At 25.3% G+C, this 11,486-nt stretch carries 20 protein-coding genes and 1 pseudogene; 6 read left to right on the top strand and 15 right to left on the bottom strand.

Features of this window, described 5'->3' with window-relative positions; translation table 11 throughout:
• Positions 1 to 588: 588 nt before the first annotated feature.
• The 8 genes from JWF52_RS04175 to JWF52_RS04140 all read right to left on the bottom strand — a co-directional run bounded on the left by JWF52_RS04175 (position 589) and on the right by JWF52_RS04140 (position 4,187).
• Positions 589 to 804 carry a hypothetical protein gene (locus JWF52_RS04175; protein ID WP_208332098.1) on the bottom strand — a complete coding sequence of 72 codons (216 nt, stop codon included), beginning with the start codon at positions 802 to 804 and terminating at the stop codon, positions 589 to 591.
• A gap of 32 nt (positions 805 to 836) precedes the next feature.
• Entirely contained in the window at positions 837 to 983 is a 147-nt protein-coding gene (locus tag JWF52_RS04170; RefSeq protein WP_208332097.1) for a hypothetical protein, read from the bottom strand.
• A 149-nt stretch (positions 984 to 1,132) separates the two neighbouring features.
• Positions 1,133 to 1,597 (bottom strand): GNAT family N-acetyltransferase, encoded by a 465-nt coding sequence (locus JWF52_RS04165; protein WP_208332096.1) that lies wholly within the window; start codon positions 1,595 to 1,597, stop codon positions 1,133 to 1,135.
• A 260-nt stretch (positions 1,598 to 1,857) separates the two neighbouring features.
• Positions 1,858 to 2,136, bottom strand: a complete 279-nt coding sequence (locus JWF52_RS04160) for a DUF2651 family protein (RefSeq protein WP_208332095.1) — start codon at positions 2,134 to 2,136, stop codon at positions 1,858 to 1,860.
• A 31-nt stretch (positions 2,137 to 2,167) separates the two neighbouring features.
• Entirely contained in the window at positions 2,168 to 2,380 is a 213-nt protein-coding gene (locus JWF52_RS04155) for a hypothetical protein (protein ID WP_208332094.1), read from the bottom strand.
• Positions 2,381 to 2,643: 263 nt separating this feature from the next.
• Complete coding sequence (locus JWF52_RS04150) at positions 2,644 to 3,000, bottom strand: hypothetical protein (protein WP_208332093.1); 357 nt, start codon at positions 2,998 to 3,000, stop codon at positions 2,644 to 2,646.
• A gap of 240 nt (positions 3,001 to 3,240) precedes the next feature.
• Positions 3,241 to 3,900 carry a class I SAM-dependent methyltransferase gene (locus tag JWF52_RS04145; protein ID WP_208332092.1) on the bottom strand — a complete coding sequence of 220 codons (660 nt, stop codon included), beginning with the start codon at positions 3,898 to 3,900 and terminating at the stop codon, positions 3,241 to 3,243.
• 140 nt (positions 3,901 to 4,040) lie between these two features.
• The gene (locus JWF52_RS04140; RefSeq protein WP_208332091.1) at positions 4,041 to 4,187 is read right to left on the bottom strand and encodes a glycine zipper domain-containing protein; all 147 of its coding nucleotides are present in this window, start codon (positions 4,185 to 4,187) and stop codon (positions 4,041 to 4,043) included.
• A gap of 329 nt (positions 4,188 to 4,516) precedes the next feature.
• On the opposite strand from JWF52_RS04140, the gene JWF52_RS04135 reads away from it, so the two are divergent.
• On the top strand, positions 4,517 to 4,786 hold the full coding sequence (locus JWF52_RS04135; protein WP_208332090.1) for a hypothetical protein: 270 nt from the start codon (positions 4,517 to 4,519) through the stop codon (positions 4,784 to 4,786).
• Between the two features lie 186 nt (positions 4,787 to 4,972).
• Here the strand turns inward: JWF52_RS04135 and JWF52_RS04130 are convergent, their stop codons facing one another.
• A complete protein-coding gene (locus JWF52_RS04130; RefSeq protein ID WP_208332089.1) occupies positions 4,973 to 5,305 on the bottom strand; it encodes a hypothetical protein in 333 nt (110 codons plus the stop codon).
• Positions 5,306 to 5,402: 97 nt separating this feature from the next.
• Here JWF52_RS04130 and JWF52_RS04125 point away from each other — a divergent pair.
• Positions 5,403 to 5,583, top strand: a pseudogene (locus tag JWF52_RS04125) (IS1595 family transposase); the annotation flags it as partial.
• Positions 5,584 to 6,071: 488 nt separating this feature from the next.
• Positions 6,072 to 7,067: a serine hydrolase domain-containing protein gene (locus JWF52_RS04120; protein WP_208332088.1), complete on the top strand. Its 996-nt coding sequence runs from the start codon at positions 6,072 to 6,074 to the stop codon at positions 7,065 to 7,067.
• 316 nt (positions 7,068 to 7,383) lie between these two features.
• On the opposite strand, the gene JWF52_RS04115 is transcribed toward JWF52_RS04120, so the two are convergent.
• Positions 7,384 to 7,674, bottom strand: coding sequence for a Mor transcription activator family protein (locus JWF52_RS04115; RefSeq protein ID WP_208332087.1), 291 nt, complete (start codon positions 7,672 to 7,674; stop codon positions 7,384 to 7,386).
• Between the two features lie 206 nt (positions 7,675 to 7,880).
• Here JWF52_RS04115 and JWF52_RS04110 point away from each other — a divergent pair, with 206 nt between their 5' ends.
• From JWF52_RS04110 to JWF52_RS04100, 3 genes are all read left to right on the top strand, one after another.
• Positions 7,881 to 8,099 (top strand): DUF1659 domain-containing protein, encoded by a 219-nt coding sequence (locus JWF52_RS04110; protein WP_208332086.1) that lies wholly within the window; start codon positions 7,881 to 7,883, stop codon positions 8,097 to 8,099.
• Positions 8,100 to 8,121: 22 nt separating this feature from the next.
• Positions 8,122 to 8,352, top strand: coding sequence for a DUF2922 domain-containing protein (locus tag JWF52_RS04105; RefSeq protein ID WP_208332085.1), 231 nt, complete (start codon positions 8,122 to 8,124; stop codon positions 8,350 to 8,352).
• An 80-nt stretch (positions 8,353 to 8,432) separates the two neighbouring features.
• Positions 8,433 to 8,579 carry a YvrJ family protein gene (locus JWF52_RS04100; protein ID WP_208332084.1) on the top strand — a complete coding sequence of 49 codons (147 nt, stop codon included), beginning with the start codon at positions 8,433 to 8,435 and terminating at the stop codon, positions 8,577 to 8,579.
• A gap of 106 nt (positions 8,580 to 8,685) precedes the next feature.
• On the opposite strand, the gene JWF52_RS04095 is transcribed toward JWF52_RS04100, so the two are convergent.
• From JWF52_RS04095 to JWF52_RS04075, 5 genes are read right to left on the bottom strand one after another with little or no spacing between them, the layout of a single operon-like run.
• Positions 8,686 to 9,402: an ATP-binding protein gene (locus JWF52_RS04095; protein WP_286183995.1), complete on the bottom strand. Its 717-nt coding sequence runs from the start codon at positions 9,400 to 9,402 to the stop codon at positions 8,686 to 8,688.
• Positions 9,371 to 10,048: a hypothetical protein gene (locus tag JWF52_RS04090; RefSeq protein ID WP_208332083.1), complete on the bottom strand. Its 678-nt coding sequence runs from the start codon at positions 10,046 to 10,048 to the stop codon at positions 9,371 to 9,373. The genes JWF52_RS04095 and JWF52_RS04090 overlap by 32 nt, the downstream gene beginning before the upstream one ends.
• A gap of 8 nt (positions 10,049 to 10,056) precedes the next feature.
• Positions 10,057 to 10,446, bottom strand: a complete 390-nt coding sequence (locus JWF52_RS04085; RefSeq protein WP_208332082.1) for a hypothetical protein — start codon at positions 10,444 to 10,446, stop codon at positions 10,057 to 10,059.
• Positions 10,421 to 11,236, bottom strand: a complete 816-nt coding sequence (locus JWF52_RS04080) for a phage antirepressor KilAC domain-containing protein (RefSeq protein ID WP_208332081.1) — start codon at positions 11,234 to 11,236, stop codon at positions 10,421 to 10,423. Before JWF52_RS04080 ends, JWF52_RS04085 begins: the two co-directional genes overlap by 26 nt.
• Before the next feature lie 18 nt (positions 11,237 to 11,254).
• On the bottom strand, positions 11,255 to 11,452 hold the full coding sequence (locus JWF52_RS04075; RefSeq protein ID WP_208332080.1) for a helix-turn-helix transcriptional regulator: 198 nt from the start codon (positions 11,450 to 11,452) through the stop codon (positions 11,255 to 11,257).
• Positions 11,453 to 11,486 lie beyond the last annotated feature (34 nt).

Here is an 11,486-nt window from a genome sequence, read left to right as displayed (position 1 = left end):
TTTTTTGATTTTCACTATCTAAATTATTTTGATTTTTACTATCTAAATTCTTTTCCACAAATGATGTACTGGTAAAAGTACAACATATTAGTAATGCTGATAATGAAACTATTAAGCATCTTTTGATTTTTAATTTTTTTAATATCATAATATACCTACCAATTTTAAATTATATACTGTTGTATTTTCAAAATACTTAAAATCTCAATATTTGTTGCCTTCGTCCTGCAAACTCCCATAAACATGATATAAATCTGTCTATATTTATAGTTAAGTAATAAAAGGGAATTATAAAAATTAAACTGCTTTATTTAGACATGAGTTAATTATATAAAAACTTTCAAAAAAATAATTAAAAATGGATTAAAATGAGTTTATTTGGGAGTTAAATATAAAAAATAATATATTATACTCTAAAAACACATTTAAAGATATCTAGTAAAAAAGCCCTTAAAATTCATTTATTTGAATTTTAAGGGCTTTAACTTTATGTAAAATACATAAACTAGTCTCTAAAGTGAAATTTTAAGACTTGTTATTTTAATATGAATACTTATTTTGAATATAGAAAAACACTAAGTAATTTTACTAAGTGTTAGCTTTATTTCTTTCTACGATAACCATTACTAAAGAAATTGTTATTAGTACTATAAAACCAGTATAATTACCAGTTTTCGCAAAGTTAAAGTCCCAATTCTTATTTCTAAGCTGAGATATAGGCATATAATATAACAGAATATGTATTATTATTGTTAGTCTATAATAATCTTTATCTAACCTTATTTTTTCAGTATTAAAAAACATAATAAATACTCTCCCATCCCAAAACTTCCTGTTTATAACCAAATTTTTGCACTTATAATAAGAAATCCTAAAGTCATAATAGTGCAAATTAACTTACTTAATATCTTTTCATCTTTTTCTCTCCAAGTTTCCCATATATCTATTATAGCATCTACAATATCTATAATAAAATTAAACATATTTATAATTTTCCCCCTTTAAAATACTAGAAATATATAACAAAATTATATTATAAAATAGGATTTATCATATGTATACTAAAGTAGAACTATTTATCCACATTTAAGAAATACTATTGCCTAAAAATTTATTTAGGTAATCGTTATACTTATTTTATTTTGTTAAGTGTTGTTGCATAGATACGAGATTCATCTCCCCATGGGTGATACCCCATACCTATGTGATCAAAATCGTAACGTTCATAATATCCTATATGATCAGTACATAAATATAGTTTATTAAAGCCAGCATCTATTGCATCCTTCTTTGCCTCATTAAGTAACAGCTTACCGTAAGAATTTCCACGATATTTTTCTTCAATATATAATGCACACATCCAAGGATACAAATCCATTCTACTGATAAAATCATTAGTAATCAAACCTGCACCCCCAATAATTTCATCATTGCTGTAAAGAAGATACCACTGTGGAAGTGGTCCCTGTGCTGTTATACAGTTATTGATACAATCTTCATACACTTTTAGAGTGTCTTCATTTGCCCACTTTTCTTGAAAATATTTTATTGCGATCGAAGCATACTCTGGTTGCTTTTTAATAGATATAATATTCATTTTTACCCCCTATTATTTAATTAATCTTCTCCATAAATCTCTATTTACATAATAGTTAAATAATATAATTGTCAATTCGATTATATATTACGTAATTAAAATTAACTACTCCCTAAAAACTTGTTTTAAAAATGCCCTTAAAATTCATTTATTTGAATTATAGGGGCATTTTATTTGTTTTAAATACATAACTTAGTCCCTAATATTAAATTTTAAGTATCGTTAGTTACATCTATAATTAATCTTATAAATTGTAACTTTTAGTATTTCTTCGATTTGAATTTAAATATTAAAGCAATTATTAATGATAAAGTAGAGAATATAAATCCCCATTCAAATCTAAGTATCTTCTCCCATGGTAAACCTAAAAAGAACTTAGTGTATATAAAACTTAATACAAAAGTAATTAATGGTGCTAAGAAAACTACTCTTGTTTTTCTAGATACAAAAACACCTAGTCCAATTGATATAAATGGAACTATTAAAAGTTGCATAATAAAAGGATCTACATTTGAATTTATAAATTTGATTATGTCCATAATTATATTCTCCTTATATATAGTTATATTATTATTCTGAGATTAACTCAATATTAGATATGGAATCAATTCTTATAACTCTTATTTTTGTACCATGCTTTTTATCTATATAAGAAAGTTTTATCCATTCATCATCAGCCTCTAATATTAAAAAATTTACTTCTCCGTTTCCACCATAAAGTAATCCGTCCTCTGTTTTTATTTTACACTTTTTCCCTATAAGTGAATTTATTATATTTGACATCTCACAATCCCCTTTCTGATTTCTCTCAAGTTTTTTCACTTTATTTTCAAGTTTTTTTATTTTTCCTGGATATGAAGAATAAAACATGGTGCAAATAAAACAAATCAAAATCATCCACTCCAAAGCTTTCCCCCCTTATTATTAATAGCTAAATTCATAATATATAACAATTGTTAAATCTAATTAAATTATAACCTTAATAATAATTAATGTTATAATTACTATTCTCTAAAACATTTTAAAAGATAACTAGTAAAATGCCCTTACAATCTATTTATTTTATTTACTAAGTTTTTAAAGAATAATTGTAGTAATATACTTAATATAGTTATAAAAATTACAAAATCACTAGGCCAAAATGGTTTAAAATATCCTCCCCATCCACCACTTGTTACTCTATTAGCTAACAAATATGATAATAAAAATGATATAAAGTTTCCTAAAAAAATAATATATTTGTTATTATTAAGTTTATGTATACATGATAAGAATATATAGGCTAAAATCATAATCAAATATCCTAACATTGACCTTTGTGTATAATCTAAATACATTGATATAAATACAAAGGGAGTTCCATATATAAGTAAAATTAAAATGCTTACTATATTTTTTTTCATTTATTAACCTCCTTAGACGATGTCCAACCTTAACGTATAAAAATTTTAAAATTATTTAATTTCTAAGATTAGTTAGTAATTATACAAAATAAAATGCAAAATAGGTTAAAAATGGACTAAGATAACATTTTTTCGGAGTGAAATATAAAATATAGTATAGTATAAAGATACATTTAGATATGTTATAGAGTAGTTAAGCATGTTCGTCAAAACATATGTTTTTTGAACATTAAATTTAATTTACTTAATCATAAAAAACATTCTATTGAACATATTATACTCATCAAAATATACATGGATAAAGTCTTTTTCTTTAAAGTACACTGTCAATAAAATTCTCCATTTGTCTGTTGTCTGATTCCATAGAAGCATACCATCATCAATAACATCATCTTCTATAACTTTTAGTTTAAGATCGCTAAACTTCTCTGGCTCTATATATGGATTAAGTTTTATTAAAACTTTACCACCTTCTTTTAATATACGCTTAACTTGTTCTAAAACTGCTATAGAATCATTTGGTCTTAGATTATCAATTATATTTGAAAGAATTACTGCATCAATTGATTCACTTTTTATCTGATTTATTTCTGAAATACTTCCTAATATAAATTTATATGTTCCGTATTTCATTAAATTTGCTCTTTCTTTAGCTAATTTAATTCCTTCATTAGATAAGTCAATGCCAATTAGTTTACTAACTCCGCGCATAGCACAATAAAATATTATACTTCCACTACCACAACCAAAGTCAAGTATAGTATTAGAACTTTCACTTATCCAATTAATTCCCCTATCTAATTGAATATTTCCTGTGCTTAGATTATCAGGAATATTTACTTTAGCATTTTTATAAATTTCATTTTCTATTTTTATAAATTCATCGTATCCCTTTTCCATAATCACCCCACTTTTTATGAAAATTATATACTTATATATATAATATACTATTACCTAAAGATATCTAATAAAAATACATTAAAATCCATTTATACGAATTTTAATGGTATTTTTATTAGATATACTCTACTTTAGAAATTTTATTTATTTTTATTTTTGTTACTATCTAATACTACTCCAATAAGTAACCCAAGTGATAAACCAATAGCTAAATTTTTAAATATTAAACCTAAAGTAACACCAAGGCATAGTCCTAACCCCAAATAACTTATATTTTCATTTTTCATATCTCTACTCCTTCAAATTCCTATTTATCTATAATTATATTAAAATAAACGATATTAAACAAACAATATACTAAAATAGATATAAAAAAATTTAATAAGAGGATATATTAAAGTTGATTAATCCTTTACTATTATTTTTATATTTAGGTCAAGTAAGAAACTGTGCTTCAAATCAATGAAACTATTTTGGAATTGGAAAATAATTGAATATTCTGTATAATATAATTAAGTTCGCAATTATTATATAATGCGAGTTAGCTATAAAATCTTATAATTCTCTTGCTAAACTTTAAGTAATGAATAAATATGTTTATAAGGAGGTGAACCTTATGCCATTTTCAATAGGAGATACGGTAATGTTTGTGATATTGTTAGGATTTTCATTACTCTCTATTATTAAATATCACAAATCAAAGCAACAAAAATATATATTATTTTTATTAGTTTGTATATGTGGAATATTTAATAGAAACAATATGATTTATATTAATGGGATAGAAATTAATAATACAATATATGTAGAGATATTTACGTATATCATACTAACTGCAATAGTGATATTTGGATATAAACTATATAAGAAAAAAGAGTTGTTTTAAGTATATAAGATGTATCAGTAATTTCAGCTTAATGATTAGGCTCAATGAACAATATTAATATATTACGAACAATTTTAGTAACAAAAAGTAGGGGTATATCGATTGATTTATATACTCCTACTTTTCTGTTCGCATTATATTAATATTTTTTATAAAAACTGTCTTACAAATTGAAGGTATATATTCTTATTTCTTTCTATATTTTCCTTCAATTTTTATTGTATAGACAGCAATTAATATAATAACTCCTAAAATACTACCTATCGTTGAAATTATAAAAAGCGGAGAATTTTGTTCTTCACCTAATAAAAATGGTGTTCCTAATAATATAAAGAAAAAACCAAATACACACCATAGTTTGCCCAAGGCTTTGTTGTAGGCTTTTATATTTTTTTCTTCTATTTGAGGTTTTTTTCCATTTGTCCAAAAACCAAAAGCGACTTCTTTTTTAGATTTAATACAGTAAATTCCTTCCCCAATAAAGAACATTCCCAATAGTACGAATATTATAAAAAACATTGTTTCTCCCCCTTTTATTTATTAGATTTATACAATATCAAAAATATCTTTATTTCACATTATATACCAATTTTGTACTTGTTTTTATTATAGTATTATGCCAAAAGTAGATATAAAAGCTATCATAAAATATTTAAAAAAATGAACTTACAGAGTTAATTTCACTAGCACAAAAAGTATTAAGTACTTTATTTAATTCTTCTGAAATTAGAGATAATGTTAAAGAAAGTAAATTTGCAAATGGATACAAATTCCCAAAATGTCAATGTAAAGATATATATTAATAATGCTTATGTTAAACATACTATATATGTATAATACGTTTAACGTAAGCATTATTTTTTTAATTGTAATAAAATTATAATACAGTTAAAGTCGCAATTGTTATATAATACGAATTAAGAATAGTTCTGATAATATATAGATAAATAGGAATTTGTAAAGGTGATATAAAATACAGATATTTAATAAACTGGTAAATTCCAATTTGTCACAATCTTTAGACATAATATTGATTTTATAGTATAATAATTATATTAAATACGGAAGAGGTGCTGAAATGATTAAGTAATCTATTTTGGAATGACATAGTTTTTTGGCGTACTGAGGGTGCGTTTTATCGTGTTGCCAAAGTTAGATTATATATCATGGATGTGCTTAGTTAAATAAAAATAAGTACGTTTATTTTGTGTACATCTAAAAATCATTTGGCAGCAAATGATTTTTTTTATTGGAGATTATAGAAGATTAAAAAGGGGAAAATTATATGGATAAAAATTTAAATATAAAATTAATAGAAGATAAAATTAATAATATGAAAGAATTTTCAGGTGTCATAAGAATAAATAGAGCTAAAGAGGTCTTATTTGAAAAGGCTTATGGCTTTGCTGATATTTCAAATGATAGGATAAATAATATTAATACAAGGTTTGGAATTGCTTCAGGAGCTAAATTATTAACTGCAATTTCTATATGTAAGTTAGTTGAACAAGGAAAACTTAAGTTTGACTCATTATTAAAAGAATATATAGATTGTGATAATTTTGATCAAAATGTAACAATAAGGCATTTATTAACACATACTTCAGGATTGCCAGATTATTTTTATGTAGATTTTACTGAAATAAGTACTCCTATGTATATGCTGAAAGAACCAAAAGATTTTCTTCCTCTTATTATAAGACAAAAAAGTATTTGTAAGCCAGGTGAAAAATACCAATATAATAATGGAGGATATGTAATCCTAGCTTATATAGTTGAAAAAGTAAGTGGAATAAGATTTGTTGACTTTGTAAAAGAACACATCTTTAATGTTTTAGAAATGAATTCAAGTGGTTATTTTAGTATGGACATGTTACCTAAAAACTGTGCTTATGGATACGAAGAAAATAGTGATGGTACTTTAAAAACTAATATATTTTCAATTCCAATAGTTGGCGGAGGAGATGGTGGAGTTTTTGTAACAGCTAATGATATAAGTAAGCTATGGGATGGATTATTAAATTATAAATTATTAAATAAGGATATTACTAATGAATTATTGACCCCACAAGTATATGTTAATTACGACGTATACTATGGTTATGGTATTTATATAGTAAAAAGAGATGATGGTATTTATAAATATTTTATAGCTGGTGGAGACCCTGGTGTTAGCTTTGAGTCAACAGTATATCCTAATAAAGAAATTGAGGTAACTATACTAGGAAATAGAAAATTTAATATCTATGAATTATTAATGGAAATAGAAAGCATAAATTAGATAATTAACAAATTTAAGGTTTTCAATATATAACCAAATTCCAATTTATAGTAATTTATAGAATTAACCACATCTTAGAATCCAATGCATTTAAAAGTCTAAGGTGTGGTTGTTTTTATGCTATATCTATCACGAAGAGGGCTAACATAGCCTATAATTAAAGCTTAGAATTATTATAAATTAAGAACTTTAATTTAAATATAAAAAGGGCATAATCCATTTTCGATATGACCTTTAACTTTATGATTAAAATTGTAAACCTCAATCTATTTTTTATACTTATATTTTTCGTTATCTATAAAAAAGTATTTAAATTTTATAACTTTTTATCGCTTTTATTACTATTACAACCTCTTCTTAAAATCTTTCTAGCCTGAACTTCACTTATTCCATACATTCTTGAAATCTTTTTATAATCTCCACTAAACTCTTTTCTTATCCTTCTATTTCTAACAGCCTTTAACATATTATTCTCACTTGGAAAATAAACAGAAGTACCACCGACCACCTTAATTAGCTCAATAAAATTATCCATACCTATAACCATAGATATATCCTTTAAATTATCTGGAACATCATCATAAATCAAATCATCAACCCTCATCATATCCCCCCAATATTTACTTAAATTATATCATCTAAGATTATCCTATTTTTGCAAATTAGTTTATTATCTTTCTTAACTCAAAACTTCTATACTTAACCTATAAGAAGATAAAACTTCTTACAAAAATTCGCTGCGCTTGAGATGTATGGGCGAACCATTTCATATCGCTCACACATGGCTAAAAAATTTAAAAGGAGGTAATTTAAATGGCTGTTATAGAAACAAAAAATCCATCTACATTAAAAGTGAAACTAGACCTAGGAATGGTAAATGGAAAAACAAAAACTAAAATCAAAAGCTTTTCAAATGTAAAACCTAATGCATCAGCTGAAGATATTTACTTTGTTGCAGACGCTTTAATGAGTCTTCAAGAACACAATATAATAGATGTTATAAAGCAAGATAACACATCACTTGATGCATAAAAATTAAAAGGAGGGTTAAATAATGGAAACTAACAAAAGGTTAATAATGACTTTTAAAACTAACGATGATAAAAAAGTATCTTTATCAATAGACGATCCAAGAGAAGATTTAACTGAAGATGAAATAAAAACAGCAATGGAGGCAGTACTTGCTAAAGGAATATTTGCTCCAAATGGTGCTGAGTTAACATCAGTTATTGATGCAAAAGTTGTAGTTACAGATACAACTGAATATGACCTAGTTTTAAACTAATACATTAGGCTATGCTTTAAAAGCATAGCCTAAAATTATAGAAAGGATAGCTCCCATGCGGTGGCTTAAAGGATGATATTATGAACTTAGAACTTCAAGCACTTATAACCTCAGTAGGCTTTCCAATAGCAGTTAGTATGTACTTACTAATTCGAATTGAAGGCAAACTACAAATACTAAGTGAAAGTATAAATGAACTATCTAAAAACATAATAAAACTAAAATAATTTTACCAATAACCTAGCGAAGGACTCAAGTGTAAATTCTATCGACATTTAAAAGGCGATTTATGCCTTTATGGAGATGAATTTATACTTGAGTCCAAGCGGTTAACTACCCTCCATAAAGTCTATAATTTAACTTCCTACCCTTTAGTTCTACTACGTATCCTTTACTCATTTCTATTATTCTACTTCCAAGTGCCTCATCAATATCAATAAGTTCATCAAATCTTTTTTCACTGCTTATAATCATTGCTAAATTATTAAAGTATCTATAATTTATTATCTCAAACATTATATTAATATCGCTTTTACTAATACTTCCCTTAAAAAGATCATCAATTAAAAGTACATTTGCAAATTTATATCTACTTATAGTTTTTCTATAATACTCCTCATCCATTATGTTTTGTTTTATCTGAGTTATAATATCTCTAAATGGCATGTATATAACACCAATACCACTATCCATTAGATTATTAGCAATAGCCATTGATAAATGAGTTTTTCCTGAACCAACTTGTCCCATAAATAGTATTGAATTATTTCTTTTACTTTTTATTTCATTAAAATTTTTAACATAAGTTTTAGCTTTATAAAATGCATCTAGGCTTTGGGTATCAAAAGAATAGTTGTAATTTTCAAATGTCTTTTTTCTAAATTCTTCACTTATTCCACTATTTCTAAGTATATTTTTAGCTTCTATTAATCCTCTACACTCGCAAGGTGTTGCTGTATTATCTTTTATTATAAAAGTCAAGTCTCTACATTTATTACAGTTATATTTTTTATAATCATCATCCTTGTAACATTCTTCTGACTTTTTCAAGTTGCTGTGAACTTGGCTTTTTATAAATTGGCTCATCTTCACCTTTAGGTGATTTGGCATATTCAGACTTTGAATACTTGTTTGTAAATCTTTCATAGTTTTTTTCATCCCCGTTTTTTGTACTATCTTTAAAAGTTTTTAATTTATTTAATTCTTTTTCTTTATCTTTTTCTTCTTCTTTTTCTTTTTCTTGTACACAATTTGGTGACGATTCGTATGACGTATCGTTATATACATTATCAAAGAGTATTTTTATCTCTTGCCTTTCTATGTTTTCACTTATATAATGTATAAGTGATTTATCTTTTACATATTTTAGTTCCTTTTTAATACAGTCTATTATAGGCTTACCTCCTCTATCTAGATTGTATTTTCCCCAATGTTTTATTGCTAGTTCTCTAGTTTCTGTATTGTATTTTATTAATTTGTACTTATTTTCAAATATATCCATAAGGGCATTTATACTTTCAGTTGAAAATCCAAGTTCAAATGCCATCTGCTTTTTTGTTATTTTATAAATACCTATTTGTGTAGTATTTGGGTTTGTTAGTGTATATAAAAATAATAGTTTACCTTCTGGAGTCAGCTCTTCTAATACTCTAGGATCTCTCCAAAATTCTGTATGTACCTTTCTAAATATTGCCATAACTCCTCCTATTTAATTTTAAAAACTCTATTGCTACTTACTTTTATATAATTACTAACTATATCTGGATGATCTTCTTTAAGCTTTTTACTGTCTATACTGTTTTTAGTTACCTTTTTCCATGTTATCTTTCGATCAATACAAAATGCTTTTTCATATTCTTTCATTTCATTTTGAAGTGTATGTTCTATTACTTTTTTCCTTCCTTCAAGTTTATTTAAATTATCTATTATTTCATCATACTCCAGTAAGTTAGAATATAAATCTTCATTTAATAAAATTGTTTCATCAATACTTTCTTTATAAGTTTCTTTTAAAAAGCTTCCAAATTCTTTACTTCCAAATGGTAAATTACACTCTTTATTTTTCTTATTAATTATATTTGTAAGTATTTTCATATTCAAAATCCCCCTTTATAAGGTCTATAAAATATTTTTGACCTTTCCCTGTTATATAAGTAGTTATTTTAATTTCGCTTCCATGATTTGTGTTTATTATAAACTGACGTGTTCTAAATAGACCTTGTTCTATGTATTTTTGTTTTGGATGATTTTCTATTCCTTGGCTCATAAGATATCCATTATTTCTAAACCAATTAAATAATCTATTTCTTCCTATATTTATTCCAAGGGTATTTAAAAGTTTTGCAAAAGCTCCTATACTTATACAGTCTTCACATTCTCCTACTAATTTACCTATTTTTATATAAGGTTCATAGTCTTTTATTGTTTTGTTTAATATTTGTACCTTTTCTTTTTCATATTTTAAATTTGCTACTAATTTAATTAAAAAATTTTGATTATTTAAAATTTCATCTACTAATTTCTCTTCTATATATACTCCATGTTTTCCTATAGCTGGTAGTACTTCTTCTACAACCCAAGCCTCAAATTTTTTAGCAGATGATAGCTTTGATTTTAAAATTAGTCTATAAAGATTTCCTTCATCCATAAACTTTTTATTTACCCTTTGCTTAGCATTACTTCCATCTAATTTTTTACCAGTTACCACCTCTACCGAACGAATCGTTAGTCCCTCTTTTTCACAGTGGTTTTTTATTGCTTTGTGAGGATTAGCGTATCCTAAACTCTTAGCCACTTTAGTTGATTCAAAGTATACTTTACTATCCTCAACTATTACACTTATTTGCCCATACTCCTCATTTTCAAAAATCTTTAAATCATACATTAAAATCTCCCCTTATTTTTAATTATTTAAAAATATTCTTTCTAAACTTACCCCAAGAGCTTTAGATATTTTAATTGCCTCTTCTATTGAAAATGTACTCTTTTGATTTTCTTTTTTCGCATAAGTTGATCTTGACATGTTTATAAGAATTGCCAAATCTTTTTGTGTAAAACCCTTGCTTACTCTTATTCCCTTTAGTTTTCTTTTATAAGACATTTTTTTCTCCCCTATTTTTTATTTGTAACCACTT

Source organism: Clostridium sp. CCUG 7971 (genome assembly GCF_017590215.1).
In the GTDB taxonomy this organism is placed as follows: Bacteria; Bacillota; Clostridia; order Peptostreptococcales; family Peptostreptococcaceae; genus Faecalimicrobium.
This window is presented reverse-complemented; position numbering and strand designations above follow the sequence as displayed.